Source organism: Pseudomonas sp. R38(2017), assembly GCF_002112395.1.
GTDB lineage: Bacteria > Pseudomonadota > Gammaproteobacteria > Pseudomonadales > Pseudomonadaceae > Aquipseudomonas.
Genome location: NZ_NEHN01000013.1, coordinates 114,610 through 138,127 on the forward strand (window position 1 = coordinate 114,610; position 23,518 = coordinate 138,127).

21 protein-coding genes are annotated in these 23,518 nt (G+C 61.7%); 16 read left to right on the forward strand and 5 right to left on the reverse strand.

Annotated elements, in window-relative coordinates:
* Positions 1 to 85 precede the first annotated feature (85 nt).
* From mraZ to lpxC, 16 genes are all read left to right on the forward strand, one after another.
* Complete coding sequence (mraZ, locus tag CAF87_RS26840) at positions 86 to 541, forward strand: division/cell wall cluster transcriptional repressor MraZ (protein WP_003205355.1); 456 nt, start codon at positions 86 to 88, stop codon at positions 539 to 541.
* Complete coding sequence (gene rsmH, locus CAF87_RS26845) at positions 538 to 1,485, forward strand: 16S rRNA (cytosine(1402)-N(4))-methyltransferase RsmH (RefSeq protein ID WP_085733666.1); 948 nt, start codon at positions 538 to 540, stop codon at positions 1,483 to 1,485. Before mraZ ends, rsmH begins: the two co-directional genes overlap by 4 nt.
* Positions 1,482 to 1,775: a cell division protein FtsL gene (gene ftsL, locus CAF87_RS26850; RefSeq protein WP_007956777.1), complete on the forward strand. Its 294-nt coding sequence runs from the start codon at positions 1,482 to 1,484 to the stop codon at positions 1,773 to 1,775. Before rsmH ends, ftsL begins: the two co-directional genes overlap by 4 nt.
* Positions 1,775 to 3,514 (forward strand): penicillin-binding protein 2, encoded by a 1,740-nt coding sequence (locus tag CAF87_RS26855; RefSeq protein ID WP_170929662.1) that lies wholly within the window; start codon positions 1,775 to 1,777, stop codon positions 3,512 to 3,514. The genes ftsL and CAF87_RS26855 overlap by 1 nt, the downstream gene beginning before the upstream one ends.
* Positions 3,514 to 4,977, forward strand: a complete 1,464-nt coding sequence (locus tag CAF87_RS26860) for a UDP-N-acetylmuramoyl-L-alanyl-D-glutamate--2,6-diaminopimelate ligase (protein ID WP_085733668.1) — start codon at positions 3,514 to 3,516, stop codon at positions 4,975 to 4,977. Before CAF87_RS26855 ends, CAF87_RS26860 begins: the two co-directional genes overlap by 1 nt.
* The gene (gene murF / locus CAF87_RS26865) at positions 4,970 to 6,337 is read left to right on the forward strand and encodes a UDP-N-acetylmuramoyl-tripeptide--D-alanyl-D-alanine ligase (RefSeq protein ID WP_085733669.1); all 1,368 of its coding nucleotides are present in this window, start codon (positions 4,970 to 4,972) and stop codon (positions 6,335 to 6,337) included. Before CAF87_RS26860 ends, murF begins: the two co-directional genes overlap by 8 nt.
* Positions 6,337 to 7,419 carry a phospho-N-acetylmuramoyl-pentapeptide-transferase gene (gene mraY / locus CAF87_RS26870; RefSeq protein WP_015096766.1) on the forward strand — a complete coding sequence of 361 codons (1,083 nt, stop codon included), beginning with the start codon at positions 6,337 to 6,339 and terminating at the stop codon, positions 7,417 to 7,419. The genes murF and mraY overlap by 1 nt, the downstream gene beginning before the upstream one ends.
* Before the next feature lie 5 nt (positions 7,420 to 7,424).
* Positions 7,425 to 8,771 (forward strand): UDP-N-acetylmuramoyl-L-alanine--D-glutamate ligase, encoded by a 1,347-nt coding sequence (gene murD, locus CAF87_RS26875; protein WP_085733670.1) that lies wholly within the window; start codon positions 7,425 to 7,427, stop codon positions 8,769 to 8,771.
* Positions 8,768 to 9,985 carry a putative lipid II flippase FtsW gene (gene ftsW, locus CAF87_RS26880; protein ID WP_085733671.1) on the forward strand — a complete coding sequence of 406 codons (1,218 nt, stop codon included), beginning with the start codon at positions 8,768 to 8,770 and terminating at the stop codon, positions 9,983 to 9,985. The genes murD and ftsW overlap by 4 nt, the downstream gene beginning before the upstream one ends.
* Entirely contained in the window at positions 9,975 to 11,045 is a 1,071-nt protein-coding gene (murG, locus tag CAF87_RS26885; RefSeq protein WP_085709352.1) for an undecaprenyldiphospho-muramoylpentapeptide beta-N-acetylglucosaminyltransferase, read from the forward strand. Before ftsW ends, murG begins: the two co-directional genes overlap by 11 nt.
* A complete protein-coding gene (gene murC, locus CAF87_RS26890) occupies positions 11,038 to 12,498 on the forward strand; it encodes a UDP-N-acetylmuramate--L-alanine ligase (RefSeq protein ID WP_085733672.1) in 1,461 nt (486 codons plus the stop codon). Before murG ends, murC begins: the two co-directional genes overlap by 8 nt.
* A complete protein-coding gene (locus CAF87_RS26895; RefSeq protein ID WP_007956758.1) occupies positions 12,495 to 13,469 on the forward strand; it encodes a D-alanine--D-alanine ligase in 975 nt (324 codons plus the stop codon). The genes murC and CAF87_RS26895 overlap by 4 nt, the downstream gene beginning before the upstream one ends.
* A 4-nt stretch (positions 13,470 to 13,473) precedes the next feature.
* Positions 13,474 to 14,340 (forward strand): cell division protein FtsQ/DivIB, encoded by an 867-nt coding sequence (locus CAF87_RS26900; RefSeq protein WP_085700832.1) that lies wholly within the window; start codon positions 13,474 to 13,476, stop codon positions 14,338 to 14,340.
* 15 nt (positions 14,341 to 14,355) lie between these two features.
* On the forward strand, positions 14,356 to 15,615 hold the full coding sequence (gene ftsA / locus CAF87_RS26905) for a cell division protein FtsA (RefSeq protein ID WP_065261511.1): 1,260 nt from the start codon (positions 14,356 to 14,358) through the stop codon (positions 15,613 to 15,615).
* 67 nt (positions 15,616 to 15,682) lie between these two features.
* Complete coding sequence (gene ftsZ, locus CAF87_RS26910; RefSeq protein WP_085709356.1) at positions 15,683 to 16,879, forward strand: cell division protein FtsZ; 1,197 nt, start codon at positions 15,683 to 15,685, stop codon at positions 16,877 to 16,879.
* Between the two features lie 112 nt (positions 16,880 to 16,991).
* Positions 16,992 to 17,903, forward strand: coding sequence for a UDP-3-O-acyl-N-acetylglucosamine deacetylase (gene lpxC, locus CAF87_RS26915; protein ID WP_065261513.1), 912 nt, complete (start codon positions 16,992 to 16,994; stop codon positions 17,901 to 17,903).
* 60 nt (positions 17,904 to 17,963) lie between these two features.
* Here lpxC and CAF87_RS26920 read toward each other — a convergent pair whose 3' ends face one another.
* From CAF87_RS26920 to CAF87_RS26940, 5 genes are all read right to left on the reverse strand, one after another.
* Positions 17,964 to 19,472 (reverse strand): sensor domain-containing diguanylate cyclase, encoded by a 1,509-nt coding sequence (locus tag CAF87_RS26920; protein ID WP_085733673.1) that lies wholly within the window; start codon positions 19,470 to 19,472, stop codon positions 17,964 to 17,966.
* A 112-nt stretch (positions 19,473 to 19,584) separates the two neighbouring features.
* Positions 19,585 to 20,901: an OprD family porin gene (locus CAF87_RS26925; protein ID WP_085733674.1), complete on the reverse strand. Its 1,317-nt coding sequence runs from the start codon at positions 20,899 to 20,901 to the stop codon at positions 19,585 to 19,587.
* A gap of 194 nt (positions 20,902 to 21,095) precedes the next feature.
* Positions 21,096 to 21,317: a hypothetical protein gene (locus CAF87_RS26930; RefSeq protein WP_085733701.1), complete on the reverse strand. Its 222-nt coding sequence runs from the start codon at positions 21,315 to 21,317 to the stop codon at positions 21,096 to 21,098.
* 165 nt (positions 21,318 to 21,482) lie between these two features.
* Positions 21,483 to 22,847 carry a heavy metal sensor histidine kinase gene (locus CAF87_RS26935; RefSeq protein ID WP_085733675.1) on the reverse strand — a complete coding sequence of 455 codons (1,365 nt, stop codon included), beginning with the start codon at positions 22,845 to 22,847 and terminating at the stop codon, positions 21,483 to 21,485.
* Complete coding sequence (locus tag CAF87_RS26940; RefSeq protein ID WP_053123617.1) at positions 22,837 to 23,514, reverse strand: heavy metal response regulator transcription factor; 678 nt, start codon at positions 23,512 to 23,514, stop codon at positions 22,837 to 22,839. The genes CAF87_RS26935 and CAF87_RS26940 overlap by 11 nt, the downstream gene beginning before the upstream one ends.
* Positions 23,515 to 23,518 lie beyond the last annotated feature (4 nt).

A 23,518-nucleotide genomic window follows, 5' to 3' on the forward strand; every position in this document is an offset into this window, starting at 1 on the left:
ATTCCTATAGTGTGCGCAAGTGGCGGAAAGTGGCATGAAGTGGGTTTTTTGAGCTCAAAACGATAAAAATTGGAGAAACGCAGACGTGTTTCGCGGAGCTAACGCTATCAGTCTCGACGCAAAGGGCCGTCTCGCCATGCCGAGCCGGTACCGTGACGAGCTCGTTTCGCGTAGTTCCGGCCAGTTGATCGTGACCATTGATGCCGTTGATCCGTGCCTGTGTGTCTACCCGCTCGATGAGTGGGAAATTATTGAAACCAAATTGCGCGCGCTTCCTTCGCTCCGCGAAGAGAACCGTCGTCTGCAACGTTTATTGATTGGTAACGCCGTCGACCTCGAACTCGACGGCAGTGGTCGTTTTCTGGTGCCGCCGCGCCTGCGCGAATACGCAAAGCTGGACAAGCGCGCGATGCTGGTCGGCCAACTGAACAAGTTCCAACTGTGGGACGAAGATGCCTGGAACGCGGTTTCTGCCGCTGACCTGGCTGCCATACAACAACCGGGCGCCATGCCTGACGAACTGCGTGATCTGATCCTGTGACTATTGATAGCGGCTTTAACCACATCACCGTACTGCTTGACGAAGCCGTCGAGGCTCTCGCCGTACGTCCTGATGGCTGCTATCTGGACGGCACGTTCGGGCGCGGCGGGCACAGTCGGTTGATCCTCAGCAAGCTCGGCCCGGATGGCCGGCTCATCGGATTCGACAAAGATCCACAAGCGATTGCCACCGGGCAAACGCTAGCGGCCGAAGACGGCCGCTTTGTCGTTGTGCAGCGCAGCTTTGCCGAGCTCGGCTCGGTGGTTGCCGAGCTCGGTCTGGCCGGCAAGGTCAGCGGCATTCTGCTCGACCTCGGCGTGTCCTCGCCGCAGCTCGATGACGCCGAGCGCGGCTTCAGCTTCCTCAACGATGGCCCGCTGGACATGCGCATGGATCCGTCCCGTGGCATCAGTGCGGCGGAGTTCGTCAACACTGCGCCGGTAGAAGAAATCGCCCGGGTGTTCAAGGAATATGGCGAAGAGCGTTTCTCCGGCCGCATGGCCCGTGCCGTGGCCGAGCGCCGCGACATCACTCCGTTCGAGCGCACCGCCGATCTGGCCGAAGTGCTGAAAGTCGCCAACCCGGCGTGGGAAAAGGGCAAGAACCCGGCCACCCGTGCATTCCAGGGCCTGCGCATTCACGTCAACAACGAACTGGGCGATCTGGAAGCGGGCCTTGAAGCCGCGCTCGAATGCCTGGAAGTGGGCGGCCGCCTGGTCGTGATCAGCTTCCACTCGCTGGAAGACCGTATCGTCAAATTGTTCATGCGCAAGCTGGTGAAAGGCGAAGCCGACAACCTGCCGCGCAACCTGCCGGTTCGCCACGTCGCGTTCGAACCGAAAATCAAGATCCATGGCAAAGCGCAGACGGCCTCCGACGCCGAACTCAAAGCCAACCCACGTTCCCGTAGCGCCGTCATGCGCGTCGCGGAGAAGCTGCGGTGAGCAAGCTTTTCGCCAAGCCACTGCCCGGCGGCAGCTTTTTCATGCTGCTGCTGTTCATCGGCGTACTCGTGTCGGCCATCGGCGTGTCCTATAGCGCCCACTGGAACCGGCAGTTGCTCAATACCCTTTACAACGAGCTCAGCGTGCGCGACAAGGCGCAGGCCGAGTGGGGGCGCCTGATTCTCGAGCAAAGCACCTGGACCGCCCACAGCCGGATCGAAGTGCTGGCCACCGAACAACTCAAGATGCACATCCCCGGCGCGGCTGACGTGAAGATGGTGGCGCCATGATGAAACTCGAAGGGGCTCTCTTCCCGTGGCGCTTCCGTCTGGTCGTCGGTCTGCTCGGCGTGATGGTGGCGGCGATCTGCTGGCGCATCATCGACCTCCAGGTTATCGACCGTGACTTCCTCAAAGGTCAGGGCGATGCGCGCAGCGTTCGTCATATTCCGATTCCCGCACACCGTGGTCTGATCACTGACCGCAATGGCGAGCCTCTGGCCGTGAGTACGCCGGTGACCACCCTGTGGGCCAACGCCAAGGAAATGCAACTGGCCAAGGAAAAGTGGCCGGCGCTCGCCGCTGCCCTGGGCCAGGATCCGAAAGCCCTGGCCGAGCGTCTTGAGGCCCAGGCGAATAAAGAATTCATTTATCTGGTGCGCGGGCTGACCCCCGAGCAGGGCCAGGCCGTGCTCGACCTGAAAGTGCCGGGCGTCTACGGCATCGAAGAGTTCCGCCGGTTCTATCCGGCCGGTGAAGTCACCGCGCACATGGTCGGGTTCACCGACATCGATGACCACGGTCGTGAAGGCGTCGAACTGGCCTACGACGAATGGCTGGCCGGCGTACCCGGCAAGCGGCAGGTCATCAAGGATCGGCGCGGACGGCTGATCAAGGATGTCCAGGTCACCAAGAACGCCAAGGCCGGCAAGCCCTTGGCGTTGTCCATTGACCTGCGTCTGCAATACCTGGCCAACCGCGAGCTGCGCAACGCGATCATCGAGAATGGCGCCAAGGCCGGCAGTCTGGTGATCATGGACGTGAAGACTGGCGAGATCCTCGCCATGGTCAATCAGCCGACCTACAACCCGAACAACCGTCGCAACCTGCAACCGGCGATGATGCGTAACCGCGCGATGATCGACGTGTTCGAACCGGGTTCGACCATGAAAGCGATCTCGATGAGCGCCGCGATCGAGACTGGGCGCTGGAAACCGAGCGACACCGTCGAGGTGTATCCGGGCTCCCTGCAGATCGGCAAGTACACCATCAAGGACGTATCGAAGACCGAAGGTCCGGTGCTCGACCTGACCGGGATTCTGATCAATTCCAGTAACGTCGGCATGAGCAAGGTCGCGTTCGATATCGGCGGTGAAACCATTTTCCGCCTCGCGCAGAAAGTCGGCCTCGGCCAGGACACCGGCCTCGGCTTCCCGGGCGAGCGTGTCGGCAACCTGCCGAATTACCGCGAGTGGCGCAAGGCTGAAACTGCAACGCTGTCCTACGGCTACGGTGTTTCGGTGACCGCGATCCAGCTGGTGCACGCGTTCTCGGCACTGGCCAACAACGGTCGTCTCGCACCGCTGACCCTGATCAAAACCGACAAGGCGCCGCAGACCACCCAGGTGCTGCCGGAAGCCGTGGCGAAAACCATGCAGGGCATGTTGCAACAAGTGATTGAAGCTCCGCGCGGGGTATTCCGTGCACAGGTTCCGGCCTATCACGTGGCTGGCAAGTCGGGTACGGCGCGCAAGACCTCGGTGGGCACCAAGGGCTATGCCGAAAACTCCTATCGCTCGTTGTTCGCCGGTTTCGGTCCGATGAGCGATCCGCGTTATGCCATCGTCGTGGTGATCGATGAACCGACCAAGGCCGGTTATTTCGGTGGTCTGGTTTCGGCACCGGTGTTCAGCCGTGTGATGTCCGGCACTCTGCGCCTGATGAACATCACCCCGGACAACCTGCCGAATACCCAGCAAGCCAATGCCACCCCGGCTGTTCCGCTGAAAGCCAATGGAGGGCGCGGCTGATGTCTCTTAGTCTGAACAAGATATTCCCCCACGCCGGCCACGATCTGTTGATCCGTGAACTGGCACTCGACAGCCGCAACGTGCGCGCGGGCGACCTGTTCCTCGCAGTGCCGGGTGGCAAGTTCGATGGTCGTGCCCACATTGCCGATGCACTGGCTCGTGGCGCCGCAGCGGTCGCTTATGAAGTGGAAGGCGCCACCGTGCTGCCGATCACTGATGTGCCGCTGATTCCGGTCAAAGGCTTGGCGGCGCAGCTGTCGGATATCGCCGGTCGTTTTTACGGTGAGCCGAGTCATCACCTGAACCTGGTGGGCGTGACCGGTACCAACGGCAAGACCAGCGTGACCCAATTGGTCGCACAGGCGCTGGACCTGCTCGGTCAGCATTGCGGCATCGTCGGCACCCTGGGTTCCGGTTTCTACGGCTCGCTGCAAAGTGGCCTGCACACCACGCCGAACCCGATCGCCATGCAAGCGACCCTGGGCGACCTGAAAAAAGCTGGCGCCAAAGCCGTGGCCATGGAAGTTTCGTCCCATGGTCTGGATCAGGGCCGGGTCACTGCACTGGCGTTCGACGTCGCGGTGATGACCAACCTGTCTCGCGATCATCTCGATTACCACGGCACCATGGAGGCCTATGCAGAAGCGAAGGCCAAGCTGTTTGCCTGGAATGACTTGAAGTGCCGCGTGGTCAATCTGGATGACGATTTCGGCCGGCAACTGGCCGCTGAAAAACGTGAGTCGCGTCTGATCACCTATAGCCTGCTCGACAGCAGCGCCTATCTGTATGTCCGTGAAGCGCAGTTCGACGACCATGGCGTGCGTGCCACGCTGGTGACGCCGCAGGGCGAACATCATCTGCGCAGCACGTTGCTGGGCCGTTTTAACCTGAGCAACGTCCTGGCTGCGGTCGGCGCCTTGCTCGGCCTGGACTACGCCCTCGACGAAATCCTCAAGGTGCTGCCAAAACTCGAAGGGCCGGCCGGACGCATGCAGCGTCTCGGCGGTGGCACCCAGCCGCTGGTGGTGGTCGATTACGCCCACACCCCGGATGCGCTGGAAAAAGTTCTGACCGCTTTGCGCCCGCACGTCAAAGGTCAACTGCTGTGCCTGTTCGGCTGCGGCGGTGATCGCGATCGCGGCAAGCGACCGCTAATGGCCGAAGTGGTCGAGCGTCTGGCCGATCGCGTGCTGGTGACCGATGACAATCCGCGTACTGAAGATCCAGCCGTCATTTTCGATGACATCCGCGCCGGCTTCACGGCTGTGGATAACGTCACATTCGTGGCCGGTCGCGGCCAGGCCATCGCACAACTGATCGCCAGCGCTTCGGCGGATGACGTGATCGTTCTGGCCGGCAAAGGTCACGAGGACTATCAGGAAATCAACGGCGAGCGCCACGCATTCTCTGATCTGGTCGAGGCCGATCATGCCCTGACCGCGTGGGAGGTGGCCCATGCTTAAGGCCCTGAAACTCAGCGAACTGACCAACGCACTCGACGCGCGGCTGATCAGCGCGGACGCCAGCTTCGACGGCGTGAGCATCGACAGCCGCGCCATCAGGGCCGGCCAACTGTTTATCGCCCTGACCGGCCCGCGTTTCGACGGTCATGACTATCTGAATGAAGTCGCCGCAAAAGGCGCCGTTGCTGCATTGGTCGAGCGCGAAGTCGCCGACAGCACGCTGCCGCAATTGTTGGTCAAGGACACCCGCCAGGCCCTCGGTCAACTGGGTGCACTGAACCGTGCCGCGTTCACCAGACCGGTCGCCGCTGTTACCGGCTCCAGCGGCAAGACCACAGTCAAGGAAATGCTCGCGAGCATCCTGCGCACGCGCGGTTCGGTACACGCGACCCGTGGCAACCTGAACAACGACCTCGGCGTACCGCTGACCCTGCTCGAACTCGCCCCGGAACACAGCGCGGCGGTGATTGAGCTGGGCGCCTCGCGTCTGGGTGAAATCGCCTACACCGTAGGGCTGACCAAGCCACACGTGGCGATCCTCAACAACGCCGGGACCGCCCATGTCGGCGAGTTTGGCGGGCCGGAGAAAATCGTCGAAGCCAAGGGTGAAATCATCGAAGGGCTGGCGGCTGATGGCATTGCCGTGCTGAATCTCGATGACAAGGCGTTCGGTATCTGGAAGACCCGCGCTGCCGGTCGCAAGGTGCTGACCTTTGCCCTGAGCAACTCGCAGGCGGATTTCCACGCCAGTGATCTGGCCACCGATGCCCGTGGCTGCCCGGCGTTCAACCTGCACAGTCCTGAAGGTGTGGAACGGGTTCAGTTGAACCTGCTCGGCACCCATAACGTTGCCAATGCCTTGGCCGCCGCTGCTGCCGCTCACGCCTTGGGCGTGTCGCTGTTCGGCATCGCCACCGGGCTTGGCGCAGTACAGCCGGTCAAGGGTCGCACCGTCGCGCAACTGGCGAAAAACGGCATGCGCGTGATCGATGACACTTACAACGCGAACCCCACCTCGATGTGCGCGGCCGTTGATATACTCGCCGGCTTTTCCGGCCGCACCGTCCTGGTGCTCGGGGATATCGGCGAGTTGGGCGACTGGGCGGAGCAGGGGCACCGCGACGTGGGCGAATACGCCCGGGGCAAGGTTTCCGCGCTTTACGCCGTCGGGCCGAACATGGTCCACGCCGTGAACGCATTCGGCCAAGAGGCGCATCACTTCGGCACACAGGCCGAACTGATCCAGGCCCTCGGTGCCGAGCAGGACAAAAACACCACTATTTTGATCAAGGGTTCGCGCAGCGCGGCGATGGAAAACATCGTTGCGGCCCTGTGCGGGTCCAGTCTGGAGAAACATTAATGCTGCTGCTGCTAGCGGAGTATCTGCAACAGTTCTACAAAGGCTTCGCGGTCTTCCAGTACCTGACCCTGCGCGGGATCCTCGGTGTGCTGACCGCGCTGGTCCTGTCGCTGTGCTACGGCCCGTGGATGATCCGCACCCTGCAGAACCGTCAGATCGGCCAATCGGTTCGTAACGATGGTCCGCAATCGCACCTGTCAAAATCCGGTACGCCGACCATGGGCGGCGCACTGATTCTGTCTTCGATCGGCGTCAGCACCCTGTTGTGGGCTGACCTGAGCAACCGTTACGTGTGGGTCGTGTTGCTGGTGACCCTGCTGTTCGGCGCCATCGGCTGGGTTGACGACTACCGCAAGGTGATCGAGAAGAACTCCCGCGGCCTGCCAAGCCGCTGGAAATATTTCTGGCAGTCGGTGTTCGGCCTCGGCGCGGCGATCTTCCTTTATATGACTGCCGCCACTCCGGTGGAAACCACCCTGATCCTGCCGATGCTCAAGGACTACAGCATTCCGCTGGGCGCCGGTTTCATCGTGCTGACCTACTTCGTGATCGTCGGCTCGAGCAACGCGGTCAACCTGACCGACGGCCTCGACGGTCTGGCGATCATGCCGACGGTGATGGTCGGCGGTGGCCTGGGCATCTTCTGCTACCTGTCGGGTAACGTGAAATTCGCTGAATACCTGTTGATCCCGTACGTACCGGGCGCGGGCGAGTTGATCGTGTTCTGCGGCGCGCTGATCGGCGCCGGTCTGGGCTTCCTGTGGTTCAACACCTACCCGGCACAAGTCTTCATGGGTGACGTCGGCGCACTGGCGCTGGGCGCAGCCCTGGGCACCATCGCGGTGATCGTCCGTCAGGAAATCGTCCTGTTCATCATGGGCGGCGTGTTCGTGATGGAAACCCTGTCAGTCGTCATTCAGGTTGCTTCCTTTAAGCTGACCGGTCGCCGTGTGTTCCGCATGGCGCCGATACACCACCACTTTGAACTCAAAGGCTGGCCCGAGCCGCGCGTGATCGTCCGTTTCTGGATCATCACCGTGATTCTCGTGCTGATCGGCCTTGCCACCCTGAAGCTGAGGTAGAACGAGTGTCTCTGATCGCTTCTGACCACTTCCGCATCGTTGTCGGCCTCGGCAAGAGCGGCATGTCCCTGGTTCGCTTCCTGGCGAACCGGGGCGTGGCGTTTGCCGTGGCCGACACGCGGGAAAATCCACCGGAACTGGCCACGCTCCAGCGTGACTATCCGCACGTGGAAGTGCGTTGTGGCGAGCTGGACGTCGAGTTCCTGTGCCGTGCCGACGAGCTCTACGTGAGCCCCGGCCTGGCGCTGGCGACCCCGGCCCTGCAAGCCGCCGCGGCCCGTGGCGTGAAGTTGTCCGGCGACATCGAGCTGTTCGCGCGTAACGCGAAGGCGCCGATTGTGGCCATCAGCGGTTCCAACGCGAAAAGCACTGTCACCACCCTGGTCGGCGAGATGGCGGCTGCGGCCGGCAAACGCGTGGCCGTGGGCGGTAACCTCGGTACGCCGGCGCTGGATCTGCTCAGCGATGACGTCGAGCTGTACGTGATGGAGCTGTCGAGCTTCCAGCTGGAAACCACCGATCAGCTCAACGCCGAAGTGGCGACCGTGCTCAACATCAGTGAAGACCACATGGATCGCTACAGCGGTCTGCCGGCCTATCACCTGGCCAAGCACCGGATCTTCCGTGGCGCCAGGCAGTTCGTGGTGAACCGGCAGGATGCGTTGACCCGGCCGCTGATGGGCGAGGGCCAGCCATGCTGGACCTTCGGCCTGACCACGCCCGATTTCAAGGCGTTCGGTCTGCGCGAAGAGAATGGCGAGAAATACCTGGCCTTCGAATTCCAGAACCTGATGCCGGTGCGTGAACTGAAGATTCGCGGTGCCCACAACCAGTCCAACGCCCTGGCGGCGCTGGCGCTCGGTCATGCGGTCGGTCTGCCGTTCGACGCCATGCTCGCGGCCCTGCGCAACTTCGCCGGCCTCGAGCATCGCTGCCAGTGGGTGCGAGACCTGGACGGCGTTGGCTACTACAACGATTCCAAAGCCACCAACGTTGGTGCCGCGCTGGCTGCCATCGAGGGCCTGGGCGCGGACATCAGCGGCAAGGTCGTGCTGATCGCCGGCGGCGACGGCAAGGGTGCGGAGTTCAAGGATCTGCGTGATCCGGCAGCGGCCCATTGCCGTGCCGTGATCCTGATGGGCCGCGATTCCGACAGGATCGGCGAGGCCATCGGCGATGCGGTGCCGCTGATCCGTGCCACCACACTGATCGACGCTGTCGAAAAATGCCGCACCGCTGCCCAACCGGGTGATGTGGTGCTGCTGTCGCCGGCCTGCGCCAGTTTCGACATGTTCAAGAATTACGAAGACCGTGGTCACCAGTTCGTCCGCGCCGTGGAGGATCTGGCATGAGCCTGCGAAACATCATCAAGCCGTATCCGTCGCCGATCATCACCGGGCGCGGGATCGACCTCGATTTCCCGATGCTCGCCGGTTGCCTGGCGCTGCTCGGCCTGGGCCTGATCATGATTGCTTCGGCATCCACCGAGGTGGGTGCAGTGCAGTCGGGCAGCGCTCTCTACTATATGACCCGTCACCTGATCTACGTGGTGCTGGGCCTGGGCGCGTGCATCGTCACCATGATGATTCCGATCGCCACCTGGCAACGCCTGGGCTGGATGATGCTGATCGGCGCGTTCGGCCTGCTGGTGATGGTGATCGTCCCGGGGATCGGCCGTGAGGTGAACGGTTCGATGCGCTGGATCGGTTTCAGCTTCTTCAACGTTCAGCCGTCCGAGATCGCCAAGGTGTTCGTGGTGATTTACCTCGCCGGTTATCTGGTGCGTCGTCAGAAGGAAGTGCGCGAAAGCTGGATGGGCTTCTTCAAGCCATTCATCGTGCTGCTGCCGATGGCGGGTCTGTTGCTGATGGAGCCGGACTTCGGTGCCACCGTCGTAATGATGGGCGCTGCGGCGGCGATGCTGTTTCTGGGCGGGGTCGGACTGTTCCGGTTCTCGCTGATGGTGGTGCTGGCGGTGGCGGCGGTGGTGTTGCTGATCCAGATGCAACCGTACCGGATGGCGCGTCTGACCAACTTCGCCGACCCGTGGGCCGACCAGTTCGGCGCAGGCTATCAATTGTCCCAGGCCTTGATCGCCTTCGGTCGCGGCGAGTGGCTGGGTGTCGGTCTGGGCAACAGCGTGCAGAAGCAGTTCTACCTGCCGGAAGCCCACACCGACTTCGTGTTCTCGGTACTGGCCGAAGAGCTGGGCGCTGTCGGCTCGCTGTGCACCGTGGCGCTGTTCGTGTTCGTGTGTATTCGCGGCATGTACATCGGTCTGTGGGCCGAGAAAGCCAAACAGTTTTTTGCCGCTTATGTTGCCTACGGCCTGTCGTTCCTGTGGATCGGTCAGTTCCTGATCAACATCGGCGTGAACGTCGGCCTGTTGCCGACCAAGGGCCTGACCTTGCCGTTCCTCAGCTATGGCGGCAGTTCCCTGGTGATCTGCTGCGCCTGCCTTGGCCTGTTGCTGAGGATCGAGTGGGAGAGCCGGACCCACCTGGGCAGTGAAGAGATGGAATTCCATGAGAGCGACTTCGCCGAGGAGCCGAGCCATGGGCGCTAACGTATTGATCATGGCCGGTGGTACCGGCGGCCACGTGTTCCCGGCACTGTCCTGTGCCCGTGAATTCCAGGCGCGCGGCTACACCGTGCACTGGCTCGGCACGCCACGGGGGATCGAGAACGACCTGGTGCCGGCTGCCGGCCTCGAATTGCATCGCATCAACGCCACCGGCCTGCGCGGCAAGGGCAAGCTGTCGCTGCTCAAGGCGCCGTTCATGTTGCTGAAGTCGGTGTGGCAGGCGCGGGCGATCATTCGCCGCCTGCGTCCGGTGTGCGTGGTCGGTTTTGGTGGTTATGTGACCGGCCCCGGCGGCATCGCCGCCAAACTGGCCGGTGTGCCGGTGATCGTTCACGAACAGAACGCCGTGGCCGGCACCGCCAATCGGTTGCTGGTGCCGTTCGCCGCCCGGGTGTGTGAAGCGTTCCCCGACACCTTTACCCTGTCGGACAGCCGCCGTACCACCGGCAACCCGGTGCGCAGCGAGCTGTTCCTCGAAACACCGCGTGCGGCACTGGCCGGACGCAAGGCGCGTTTGCTGATCCTGGGCGGAAGCCTGGGCGCAGAACCGTTGAACAAGTTGCTGCCTGAAGCCCTGTCGCAAGTCGCTGCCGATTTGCGTCCGGAAGTGTTTCATCAGGCCGGCAAAAATCACGATGAAGTGACTGCAGAGCGCTACCGCGCCGCCGGCGTGGACGCGCAGGTGCAGCCTTTCATCAAGGACATGGCTCAGGCCTATGGCTGGGCTGACATCGTGGTGTGCCGTGCAGGCGCATTGACCGTCAGCGAGCTGGCCGCCGCCGGTCTGCCGTCGATGCTGGTGCCTTTGCCCCACGCGATCGACGATCACCAGACCCGCAACGCCGATTATCTGGCCCGCGAAGGCGCTGCCTTCCTGATGCCGCAAAGAACGACTGGTGCCGCGGACCTTGCCGCGCGCCTGACAGAGGTCTTGATGCAACCGCAACGACTCGAAGAAATGGCCCGAGCGGCCCGCCGTCTGGCAAAACCCGAAGCCACCCGCAGCGTGGTCGATACCTGTCTGGAGGTGGCCCATGGTTGAGAATCAGAAAGCCATGCCGCAACCGGAGATGCGCCGCATCCGTCGCATCCACTTCGTCGGGATCGGCGGCGTGGGCATGTGCGGTATCGCTGAAGTGCTGCTGAACCTGGGTTACGCCGTGTCCGGCTCCGACCTCAAGGCTTCGCCGGTCACCGAGCGCCTGGAATCGTTCGGTGCGCAGATCTTCATCGGCCACCGTGCCGAGAACGCCGCAGCCGCCGACGTGCTGGTGGTATCGAGTGCCGTGAACACTTCCAACCCGGAAGTCGCGACCGCGCTGGAACGCCGTATTCCGGTGGTGCCGCGTGCCGAGATGCTCGCCGAGCTGATGCGCTACCGCCACGGCATCGCCGTCGCCGGTACCCATGGCAAAACCACCACCACCAGCCTGATCGCTTCGGTGTTCGCCGCCGGTGGCCTGGACCCGACGTTCGTCATCGGTGGTCGCCTGAACGCCGCGGGCACCAATGCCCAGCTCGGTACCAGCCGCTACCTGATCGCCGAGGCCGACGAGAGCGACGCCAGCTTCCTGCACCTGCAACCGCTGGTGGCCGTGGTCACCAACATCGACGCAGACCACATGGCGACCTACGACGGTGACTTCAACAAACTGAAGAAAACCTTCGTCGAGTTCCTGCACAACCTGCCGTTCTACGGTTTGGCGGTGATGTGCCTGGACGATCCGGTGGTGCGTGAAATCCTGCCGCAGGTGAAGCGTCCGACCGTGACCTACGGCTTCAGCGAAGACGCTGACGTGCGCGCCATTAATGTGCGCCAGCAGGGCATGCAGACCTTCTTCACTGTGCTGCGCCCTGATCGCGAGCCGCTGGATGTGTCCGTGAACATGCCGGGCAACCACAACGTGCTCAATTCCCTCGCGACCATCTGCATCGCTACCGACGAAGGCGTCAGCGATGAAGCCATCGTCCAGGGCCTGTCCGGGTTCCAGGGTGTCGGCCGACGCTTCCAGGTCTACGGCGAACTGCCGGTGGACGGCGGCAACGTGATGCTGGTCGACGACTACGGCCACCACCCGACCGAAGTCGCGGCGGTGATCAAGGCTGTGCGCGGTGGCTGGCCAGAGCGCCGTCTGGTGATGGTCTACCAGCCGCACCGCTACAGCCGCACCCGTGACCTGTACGACGATTTCGTCAATGTACTGGCCGACGCCAACGTGCTGCTGCTGATGGAAGTCTATCCGGCCGGCGAAGAGCCGATCCCGGGGGCCGACAGCCGCAAGCTGTGCAACAGCATCCGTCAGCGCGGTCAGCTGGACCCGATCTACATCGAGCGCGGTGTCGATCTGGCGCCGCTGGTCAAGCCGCTGCTGCGTGCCGGCGACATTCTGCTGTGCCAGGGCGCCGGTGACATCGGCGGCCTCGCACCGAAACTGTTGAAAAGCGAGTTGTTCGCCGGTGCCGTGGCGGCGCCGGTCGAGGGGAAGTTGAAATGACTGCTGCCTACGCCAATCTGTTCTCCACCATTGCCCCGAAAGACTTCGGCCGCGTTGCCGTGCTGTTCGGTGGCTTGAGTGCCGAGCGTGAAGTCTCGCTGAAGTCCGGCAACGCTGTGCTCACTGCGCTGCAAAGCGCCGGTGTGGACGCGTTCGGGATCGACGTCGGCGCAGACATTCTGCAGCGCTTGCTGAGCGAAAAAATCGACCGCGCGTTCATCATCCTCCACGGTCGTGGCGGTGAAGACGGCAGCATGCAAGGCCTGCTTGAAGTGGCCGGCATTCCATACACCGGCAGCGGCATCCTGGCTTCGGCGCTGGCGATGGACAAACTGCGCACCAAGCAGGTCTGGCACACGTTGGGGATTCCGACGCCGCGTCACGCCGTGCTGCGCAGCGAGGCCGATTGTATTTCGGCAGCGACGGAACTGGGCTTCCCTTTGATCGTCAAACCGGCGCATGAAGGTTCAAGTATCGGGATGGCCAAAGTGAGTTCTGCGTCCGAGTTGATCGACGCATGGAAAGCGGCCAGTACCTACGATTCGCAAGTGTTGGTCGAGCAATGGATCCACGGTCCCGAGTTCACCATCGCCACCCTGCGTGACCAGGTGTTGCCTCCTATCGCGCTGGGCACGCCACACACGTTCTACGACTACGACGCCAAGTACATCGCCAACGATACCCAGTATCGCATTCCGTGCGGGCTCGATGCCGCCAAGGAAAAGGAACTCATGGACCTCACGGCGCAAGCCTGCGAGGCGCTGGGTATCGCCGGTTGGGGCCGGGCGGACGTGATGCAGGACGCCGACGGCAAATTCTGGTTCCTGGAAGTCAACACCGCTCCCGGCATGACCGATCACAGCCTGGTACCGATGGCGGCGAAAGCGGCCGGTCTGGATTTCCAGCAACTGGTCCTGGCCATTCTGGCCGCCAGTGTCGATGCCGATGGCAAGAAAGAGGCGCGAGGTTAAGACCATGCAAGGCGCACATCTCAGACATCAGCCACCCGCACCCGGCCGCAAGCCGGTGCCGCGGGGTGCCAGCCGAATGGTGGCCAAAGAGCCGATGTCCGCGCGCCTGCCGAAAGCCAACTTCGGCTTCTTGAAAAGTCTGTTCTGGCCGGTGCTGCTGGTGGCCCTGGGGTTCGGTACTTACGAAGGCGCGCAGCGTTTGTTGCCGTACGCCGACCGGCCGATCACCAAGATCGCCGTGCAGGGCGACCTGAGTTACATCAGCCAGCAGGCGGTGCAGCAGCGGATCGCCCCGTACGTGGCGTCGAGCTTCTTCACCATCGACCTGGCGAGCATGCGCACCGAGCTTGAGCAGATGCCGTGGATCGCCCACGCCGAAGTACGTCGGGTGTGGCCGGATCAGGTGGTGATCCGCCTCGAAGAGCAACTGCCGGTGGCCCGCTGGGGCGACGAGTCGTTGCTCAACAACCAGGGCCAGGCGTTCACGCCCAAGGAACTGGCGAACTACGAACACCTGCCGCAGCTGTTCGGCCCGCAGCGGGCCCAGCAGCAAGTGATGCAGCAATACCAGGTACTGAGCCAGATGCTCCGGCCATTGGGCTTCTCGATTGCGCGGCTCGAGCTGCGTGAACGTGGCAGCTGGTTCCTGACCACCGGTGCCGGCAGTTCCGGTCCCGGGATCGAACTGCTGCTGGGACGCGGCAACCTGGTGGAAAGGATGCGCCGCTTCATTGCCATCTACGACAAGACGCTTAAAGACCAGATTACGAACATTGCGCGCATCGATCTGCGCTACGCCAACGGCCTCGCTGTTGGCTGGCGGGAACCAGTAGCGCCGACGACAGCCCAACCCGCTGTCGCAAAGAATTAAGAAGAGGCAGGACCCATGGCAAACGTGCAAAGCGGCAAAATGATCGTCGGTCTCGATATCGGCACCTCCAAGGTGGTGGCGCTGGTCGGCGAGGTTGCGGACGACGGCACGCTCGATATCGTCGGGATCGGCACCCATCCGTCCCGCGGCCTGAAAAAAGGCGTGGTGGTCAACATCGAGTCCACCGTGCAGTCGATCCAGCGCGCGATCGAGGAAGCCCAGTTGATGGCGGGCTGCCGCATTCACTCGGCATTCGTCGGCGTGGCGGGCAATCACATCCGCAGCCTGAACTCCCACGGCATCGTCGCGATCCGCGACCGCGAAGTCAGCTCCGCTGACCTGGAGCGCGTACTCGACGCCGCCCAGGCCGTGGCGATCCCGGCCGACCAGCGTGTGTTGCACACCCTGCCGCAGGATTACGTGATCGATAACCAGGAAGGCGTGCGCGAGCCGCTGGGCATGTCCGGCGTGCGTCTGGAAGCCAAGGTTCACGTGGTCACCTGCGCCGTCAACGCTGCACAGAACATTGAAAAATGCGTGCGTCGCTGCGGTCTGGAAATCGACGACATCATTCTTGAACAACTGGCCTCGGCCTACTCGGTCCTGACCGACGACGAAAAAGAGCTGGGCGTTTGCCTGGTCGACATCGGCGGCGGCACCACCGACATCGCGATCTTCACCGAAGGCGCCATCCGCCACACGGCGGTGATCCCGATCGCGGGCGACCAGGTGACCAACGACATCGCCATGGCGTTGCGCACTCCGACCCAGTACGCCGAAGAAATCAAGATCCGTTACGCCTGCGCCCTGGCCAAACTGGCCGGTGCCGGCGAGACCATCAAAGTGCCGAGCGTCGGCGATCGTCCGCCGCGCGAACTGTCCCGTCAGGCCCTGGCCGAAGTGGTCGAGCCGCGTTACGACGAACTGTTCACCCTGATCCAGGCTGAGCTGCGTCGCAGCGGCTACGAAGACCTGATCCCGGCCGGCATCGTGCTGACCGGCGGTACGTCGAAGATGGAAGGTGCCACCGAACTGGCCGAGGAAATCTTCCACATGCCGGTACGCCTCGGTGTGCCACACGGCGTGAAGGGCCTGGATGACGTGGTGCGCAATCCGATTTATTCCACTGGCGTGGGCTTGTTGATGTACGGCCTGCAGAAGCAGTCCGACGGGATCTCGTTCTCGGGCATCGGCAGCCGCGACAGCTACAGCAATGATGAGCCGCAGGCGCCGTTGCTGGACCGATTGAAGAAGTGGGTTCAAGGCAACTTCTAAAGCTTTACCGCAGCACCGCAACAAAATGCAGTAGGCGAAAAAACTAGAGAATGTAAGGAGAGGGAAAATGTTCGAACTCGTAGACAACATCCCCGCAAGCCCGGTAATCAAAGTTATCGGTGTTGGCGGTGGCGGCGGCAACGCTGTCAACCACATGGTCAAGAGCAACATCGAAGGCGTCGAGTTCATCTGCGCCAACACCGATGCTCAAGCGCTGAAAAACATCGGCGCGCGTACCATCCTGCAACTGGGCACCGGCGTGACCAAAGGCCTGGGCGCCGGCGCCAACCCGGAAGTCGGCCGTCAGGCTGCGCTGGAAGATCGCGAGCGCATCGCTGAAGTGCTGGCCGGCACCAACATGGTGTTCATCACCACCGGCATGGGCGGCGGTACCGGTACCGGTGCAGCGCCGATCATCGCCGAAGTGGCCAAGGAAATGGGCATCCTGACCGTTGCGGTCGTGACCCGTCCGTTCCCGTTCGAAGGCCGCAAGCGTATGCAGATCGCCGACGAAGGCATCCGCATGCTCTCCGAAAGCGTCGACTCGTTGATCACCATTCCCAACGAAAAGCTGCTGACCATCCTCGGTAAAGACGCAAGCCTCTTGTCGGCTTTCGCCAAGGCTGACGATGTACTGGCCGGTGCCGTTCGCGGTATCTCCGACATCATCAAGCGTCCGGGCATGATCAACGTCGACTTCGCCGACGTACGCACCGTGATGAGCGAAATGGGCATGGCGATGATGGGCACTGGCTGCGCCAGCGGTCCGAACCGTGCGCGTGAAGCCACCGAAGCGGCCATCCGCAACCCGTTGCTGGAAGACGTGAACCTGCAAGGTGCACGCGGCATCCTGGTGAACATCACCGCCGGTCCTGACCTGTCCCTGGGTGAGTACTCCGACGTTGGTTCGATCATCGAAGCCTTCGCTTCCGAGCACGCAATGGTCAAGGTCGGTACCGTTATCGATCCGGACATGCGCGACGAGCTGCACGTGACCGTCGTTGCCACCGGTCTGGGCGCAAAAATCGAGAAGCCAGTGAAGGTCATCGACAACACCGTTCACACCACCATGGCTTCCGCTCCGGTGCAACAACAGGCCCCTGCGCGTCAGGAACAACCTGCTGTGAACTACCGTGACCTGGACCGTCCGACCGTCATGCGCAACCAGGCTCAGGCCGGTGCTGCGACTGCCGCGAAGATGAATCCGCAAGATGACTTGGACTACCTGGACATCCCGGCTTTCCTGCGTCGTCAGGCTGATTGATGGAATGTATCAGGGCTATGAAGGTGATTGGTGTTCAGCAAAGGCTCGGTCTGCTATTATCGCCAGCCTTTGTTGATACCAGTTCGCAATTTGCGCTGAAGCGGCCCAAGCCATGATTAAACAACGCACACTGAAAAATATTATCCGTGCCACAGGTGTAGGCCTGCACTCCGGGGAGAAGGTCTACCTGACCCTCAAGCCTGCGCCTGTCGACACTGGCATTGTGTTTTGTCGCGCTGACCTCGACCCTGTGGTGCAGATTCCTGCCCGCGCGGAAAACGTCGGTGAAACCACTATGTCGACGACGCTGATCAATGGCGACGTCAAAGTGGACACGGTAGAGCACTTGCTCTCGGCCATGGCTGGCCTGGGCATCGATAACGCCTACGTCGAGCTCTCCGCGTCCGAAGTCCCGATCATGGACGGTAGCGCAGGACCTTTCGTATTCCTGATTCAATCGGCAGGCCTGGAAGAACAGGACGCCGCCAAGAAATTCATCCGCATCCTGCGTGAAGTGACAGTGGAAGATGGTGACAAGCGCGCCACTTTCGTCCCTTTCGACGGGTTCAAGGTGAGCTTCGAGATCGATTTCGATCACCCGGTTTTCCGGGACCGCACCCAAAGTGCAAGCGTGGATTTTTCCAGCACTTCGTTCGTAAAAGAAGTCAGCCGCGCCCGTACTTTCGGCTTCATGAGTGACATCGAGTACCTGCGCAAGCATAACCTCGCACTCGGCGGCAGCGTTGAAAACGCAATCGTGGTCGATGCCGATGGTGTGCTGAACGAAGACGGCCTTCGCTATGAAGACGAATTCGTGAAGCACAAGATCCTCGATGCAATTGGCGACCTGTACCTGCTGGGCAATAGCCTGATTGGTGAGTTCAAGGGCTTCAAGTCCGGCCACGCACTGAACAACCAGCTTCTGCGCAAACTGATTGAGCAGAAAGATGCCTGGGAAGTCGTGACGTTCGAAGACGCCAGCACTGCACCGATCTCTTACATGCGCCCGGTTGCGGCAGTGTAAGTAAAAAACCTCTCTAGTTTTTTGAAGGCCACCTTTGGGTGGCCTTTTTTATGCTTGTGTTCAGGACGCCAGCACCACCCGGTTACGGCCACTTTCCTTTGCCTGATACAGCGCCCGGTCCGCCGCGAACAACAGTTGTTCCAGACTGATTTCACTCGCCGCCGTCCAGGTGCTGATACCGATGCTCACCGTCATCGGCATTTCATCGCCCTCCATGCGTGGCAATTGCTCGACCGCGGCCCGCACATGCTCGGCTATCTGTTGCGCGCCGACACTGTCGGTCTCTGCCAGGATCACCGAGAACTCTTCTCCGCCATAACGCGCCACCAGATCCGCCGGGCGTCTCACATTGGCGGTAATGACCCTGGCCAGTTCTCGCAGCGCCTGATCTCCGGCCTGATGGCCATGCCGGTCGTTGAATGCCTTGAAGTGATCGGCGTCGATCATCAGCAACGACAGCGATTTGCCCGAGCGTTGGGCACGAAACCACTCGTGCCTCAGCGCCTGATCGAGCATCCGCCGGTTGGCGACGCCGGTCAGGGCGTCGGTGGCCGCCAGTTGCGCCAGTTCATGTTCGGCCCGTTGCCGCAAACGCAGCTCTCGGGCCAGCAGCCAGGTCAGCCACAGCAGGCCGAGGCAGAGCACCCCGGTGGCACCGCTGATCAGAATCGCCGTGCGCTTCCATGCCCCGAACACTTCCTCACTTGATAGCGCCACGATCACCCTTAGCGGCAGGTTGCCGACCTGGGAGTAGGTGTACAGCCGTTGTTGATAATCCATGCTCGAGATGCTGTTGAAACTGCCATTGCCGCTACGGTCGCGCAGGATTCTCACCACATTGGGCCGGTTGGCGAAGCTCTTGCCGATCGAATCGCTTTGCAGATAGGGCTTCTGGGCCAACAGGATGCCGTCGCTGTTGATGATGTTCAGCGTGCTGTCAACGCCGATGTCGAGGCTGTTGAACAACTGGTCGAAGTAATCGAGCTTCATTGACGCCACCGCTACGCCCAGGAATTCCCCGGTGTCCGAGGAAATGCGCCGGCTGAAACTGATGCGCCACTGGTTGGCGTCGTCGCAGTCGCAACGGGGCTTGAACGGGCGGCTGATGAACATGCCGGCGTCGCGGTTGAAGGCGTGGGCGAGGAAGTAATCGCGGTCGGCGAAATTGCCCGGTAGCGGTTCGACCCGCGAGGAGTCGGCGATGACCTCGCCATGCTTGTCGAGCAGCAGAATGTCGCCCTTGAAACGCGCCGTGGTGGAGCGGTCGAACAGCGCCAGGTGGCGGATCTGCGGCGACACGTTTTTCAGGTCGTCGCGCTGGGCGGCGGCAATCAGACCTTGCAGGGTCAGGTCGTACAGTTCGACGGTACGCAGCACGTCGGCGTCGATCAGTTGGGCGATGGTGGTGGCGCTGCGAGTCGCCGACTCCTGAGCATTGGCGTGCTCGCGAATCAGTAGAAAAGTCACGATGCACACAATCGCTAACACGCTCAGCAGACTGCCGAGAATCAGCAGCAGCTCAGGACGTCCGGTCTTTCCCGCAGCAGGTGGAGTACGGCTCGCGATCATGGTTGGGTTATCGGTTGAAGAGTCTTATAAGCGTAGTTGTACAAACGTCGCTGCCGCACAGGCAAGAAAAAGGCCAGCGCATAAGGCTGGCCTTTCAACTGTAGCGCCGATCTTAGAAGACGTTGATCGGGTAGTCGATGATCACTCGGTATTCATCTGTGTCGGTGTCCAGCGCGCCGTAACCGTTGCCGCCGCGGTTGGTGGCCCATTGCAGGCGCACCGCAAGATCTTTGGCCTGGCCGCTCTGCACCACGTACTTGAGGTCGATGTCGCGTTCCCAGTGCTTGGCGTTGCGACCTTCGGCGCTGTACCACGAGGCGTAGCCCTTGCTGTCCGGGTCGACTTTGGTCAGGTCCAGCGTACCGCGCGAGTAAGACACCGCCGAGGTCAGGCCCGGCAGGCCGACGCCTGCGAAGTCGTAGGCGTACTTGAGTTTCCACGAGCGCTCGTTCGGGCCGTTGAAATCCGAGTATTGCTGGGAGTTGTCGAGGTAGATGCTGTCGCCCTGGCTGATGTAGTCGAACGGCGTGTTGCCGTTGACCCGCTGGTACGCGGCGGTGACGCTGTGGCTGCCGATACCCACGGTGAAATGCAGGCTGTAGGTGTTGTTGTCGATGTTGCCCAGCAGCGCGTCGCCGGTGTCTTGGGTGTGATAGAAGTGCAGGCCCGGATTGAGGGTCACCAGATCATTCAGCGCCCAGGTGTAGTCCAGGTCGTAGTAGTACTGGTTCCAGATGTCCTTCAGCTCGGCGGCGTACAGGTTGCTGGTCAGGCCTTCGACGCCGCTCCAGGCCACGCCGGCCCAGTTCAGGTGCTGGCTTTTATCGCCCTCGGCGAGGGTGCCGTACGAGGTGCCGATGCGTTTGTGGCCGCTCTGGTTGTACGGTTTGGTGAAGCTGGCCTGGCCACCTTCGATCATCCACCCGTCGAAGCTGTGGTTGGTCAGGCTGACGCCACGGAAGGTCTGCGGCAGCATGCGGCTTTCGCCGCCAGCGATCACCGGGTTGGTGAGGAACAGGTCACCGGCCTTCAGTTCGGTATCGAACGCGCGCATTTTCAAGGTGCCGCCCGCGGTGGAGAACGAGCCCGGCGCTTTGCCGTTGCCGTCGCTGACCGGCAGGATGCTGGAGTTGTCCGTGCCGCCACCACCGTCGAGTTTCAGACCGAGCATGGCGTGGGCATCGATACCAAAGCCGACCGTGCCTTCGGTGTAGCCCGACTGGAATTTGCCGAGGAAACCCTGGCCCCACTCGATGTTGTCGTCCGCTTTCTGTAGGCGGTTGCGATTCATGTAGTAGTTGCGGGCGTTGAGGTTGAGGCTCGAGCCTTCGACAAAACCTTCCTTATCGGTTTCAGCGGCGTGGGCGGCAGGAGCAATCGTTGCGGCGATTGCAATGAACAGCGGGGTGAAGCGGACTGGGTAACGCACTTGCGGTAAAGCTCCTTGGGTCAACTGACACTTCAATGTCTTGAGGTGCGGGATGTTTCTAATGGTAAGAGACGAACCGGACCGCTTTCACACCACAACGAAAAAAGGCCACTGAAAATCAGTGGCCTGGAAGGACGACGGTTGAACGGGAAGAGCCAAACAACCGCGTCGAGGGAAACTGCGCTGTGCGTGACTCAGCTGTCTTTCTCGGTTGCCTGAGTCTGGGAAGTTGCGGCCTGAGGGGCTTGCGTGGCGTCTTGAGCCTTGGCCATCACTTCTGCCTGATGCTGTTCGAATGCGTGAGCGCGAGCGGCATTCTGCGCTACGAACGACTGCGATTCTTCAGCCATCGCCATCGGCGACAGGATCAATGAGGACAAAACGAAAGCGCTGGCAATACCCATACTGTTGGACATCTTGAAAACCTTCTTGCTTGGCAAGTGCTGTTTGGTGCGGGCAAAGATAAGGTTGCCGGGCACCGGGAAACAGCGTGATTTTCATAAATGACTGTTACAGCAAAAGCAAAGATCCGCAGGGGATGTTCATTCCCACGCAGAGCGTGGGAACGATATGCGGCGGGGTCAGACCGGCAAATGAATCCCGAAGGTATTCATCCCCCGGTCACTGTGCACAAACACATCACCACCATGCATCAGCGCAATCGCCTTGACGATCGCCAGCCCCAGACCGTGGTTGTTGCCACTGTTGCTGCGCGACGCATCGACCCGGTAGAAGCGTTCGAACAACCGTGGCAAATGCTCGCTGGCAATCGGCGAACCGGGGTTGGCCACGCCGATGCTGACCTGATGTTCCTCGACCGCGATCTGCACTTCGATCACCTGTCCCGGCGCGGTGTGCTGCACCGCATTGCTCAGCAGATTGATCAACGCCCGGCGCAGGTGGGCGATCTCGATCTGCACCTGCGCGTCGCCGCTGACCCGAACCTGGACCTGGGCGTCTTCGAGGATGAAATCGAGGTATTCAAGGGTGGTGGCCACTTCATCGGCGAGGGAGGTCGAGGTGAGTTTGGTGGCCTTGCTGCCCTGATCGGCGCTGGCCAGGAACAGCATGTCGTTGATGATCGAGCGCAGGCGTTCCAGCTCTTCGAGGTTGGATTGCAGCACTTCGAAATAATGCTCGGCAGAGCGCCCGCGAGTCAGTGCGACCTGGGTCTGACCGATCAGGTTGGTCAACGGCGAGCGCAGTTCATGGGCGACGTCGGCGTTGAAGGATTCCAGCCGCGAATAGGCTTGTTCAACCCGCTCCAGCGTCGAGTTGAACGAGTCGACGAACTGCTCGAGTTCCGGCGGCAATGGCGACAGGCGCAAGCGCCCGGCCCGCAACGGCGGCGCCAGACGTTGGGCTTCATGGGACAGTTTGATCAGCGGTTTGAGGCCGATTCGCGCCACCCAGTAACCCAATGCCGAGGCCAGCAGCACGCCGATCACCGCCAGACTGATCAGCGCGATCAGCAACTGATGCTGGGTCTGGTGAAGAGCCTCGGTGTCGATGCCGATCATGAAGCGTAGCGGCGGTCGCTGATCCTTGGCCGGCAGTTCGGTCAGCAGCACTTTCAGCGGGTAAGGATGGTTGGGCAGTTGCAGGTCGCGCATGCCCGGCGCACCTTGGGCGAACGTGCGGATCAAGGCATTCGGCTCGCCGAATTCGTACCCCGGATTGCCGCTGACCACCCAGAAATGGATGCGCTTGTCTTCTTCGCCGAGCAGCTTGAGCTTGGCGTTGATCTTTACCCAATGCTCGGGGGTGCCATAGCGGTTGAGCGCGGATTCGAGCACGCTGTAACGCGCATCCAGTTCCGCTTCCGGCAGCAGGCCTAGGCCCTTGTCCACTTGTTGATACAGCGCGCCGCCGATCAACAGGAAGACCAGCAGCGCCACCAGCGTGAACATCCCGCTCAGACGCAGCGCTATTGAGTTACTGGACACCGCGGCTCTCCAGCACATAACCCATGCCGCGGATCGTGTGCAGCAATTTCTCGTCGAACGGCCCGTCGAGCTTGGCCCGCAGGCGCTTGATCGCGACTTCGACCACGTTGGCGTCGCTGTCGAAATTGATGTCCCAGACCATTTCGGCAATCGCGGTTTTCGAGAGGATTTCGCCCTGACGCCGGGCCAGCACACTGAGCAGCGAAAACTCTTTCGCGGTCAGATCCAGCCGGGTGCCGGCGCGGGTGGCCTTGCGGCTGATCAGATCGATCCACAGGTCGGCGATGCTCACTTGCACCGGTTCATGGCCGCCACTGCGACGGGTCAACGCTTGCAGGCGCGCCACCAGTTCGAGGAAGGAAAACGGTTTGCCGAGGTAGTCGTCGGCGCCGTCGCGCAGGCCCCTGATCCGGTCTTCGACCCGTTCGCGGGCGGTGAGCATGATCACCGGCGTCTGCTTGCGCGCACGCAATGCGCGCAATACGCCGAAGCCATCGAGGCCCGGCAGCATCACGTCGAGGACGATCACCGCGTAGTCGCTTTCCAGCGCCAGGTGCAGGCCCTCGATGCCATCGCGGGCCAGATCCACGGTGTAACCCTGTTCCGTCAGGCCGCGGTGCAGATAGTCCGCGGTTTTCTCTTCGTCTTCGATAATCAGAACGCGCATGACC

Excerpts from the sequence above, each read along its gene's own strand:
- murF (WP_085733669.1), top strand. The coding sequence starts at position 4,970 with ATGCTTAAGGCCCTGAAACTCAGCGAACTGACCAACGCACTCGACGCG.
- mraY (WP_015096766.1), top strand. The coding sequence starts at position 6,337 with ATGCTGCTGCTGCTAGCGGAGTATCTGCAACAGTTCTACAAAGGCTTC.
- CAF87_RS26920 (WP_085733673.1), bottom strand. The coding sequence starts at position 19,472 with ATGATCGCGAGCCGTACTCCACCTGCTGCGGGAAAGACCGGACGTCCT.
- murG (WP_085709352.1), top strand. The coding sequence starts at position 9,975 with ATGGGCGCTAACGTATTGATCATGGCCGGTGGTACCGGCGGCCACGTG.
- CAF87_RS26855 (WP_170929662.1), top strand. The coding sequence starts at position 1,775 with ATGAAACTCGAAGGGGCTCTCTTCCCGTGGCGCTTCCGTCTGGTCGTC.
- ftsW (WP_085733671.1), top strand. The coding sequence starts at position 8,768 with ATGAGCCTGCGAAACATCATCAAGCCGTATCCGTCGCCGATCATCACC.
- CAF87_RS26895 (WP_007956758.1), top strand. The coding sequence starts at position 12,495 with ATGACTGCTGCCTACGCCAATCTGTTCTCCACCATTGCCCCGAAAGAC.
- CAF87_RS26930 (WP_085733701.1), bottom strand. The coding sequence starts at position 21,317 with ATGTCCAACAGTATGGGTATTGCCAGCGCTTTCGTTTTGTCCTCATTG.
- lpxC (WP_065261513.1), top strand. The coding sequence starts at position 16,992 with ATGATTAAACAACGCACACTGAAAAATATTATCCGTGCCACAGGTGTA.
- CAF87_RS26940 (WP_053123617.1), bottom strand. The coding sequence starts at position 23,514 with ATGCGCGTTCTGATTATCGAAGACGAAGAGAAAACCGCGGACTATCTG.
- ftsA (WP_065261511.1), top strand. The coding sequence starts at position 14,356 with ATGGCAAACGTGCAAAGCGGCAAAATGATCGTCGGTCTCGATATCGGC.
- CAF87_RS26860 (WP_085733668.1), top strand. The coding sequence starts at position 3,514 with ATGTCTCTTAGTCTGAACAAGATATTCCCCCACGCCGGCCACGATCTG.
- CAF87_RS26900 (WP_085700832.1), top strand. The coding sequence starts at position 13,474 with ATGCAAGGCGCACATCTCAGACATCAGCCACCCGCACCCGGCCGCAAG.
- ftsZ (WP_085709356.1), top strand. The coding sequence starts at position 15,683 with ATGTTCGAACTCGTAGACAACATCCCCGCAAGCCCGGTAATCAAAGTT.
- murC (WP_085733672.1), top strand. The coding sequence starts at position 11,038 with ATGGTTGAGAATCAGAAAGCCATGCCGCAACCGGAGATGCGCCGCATC.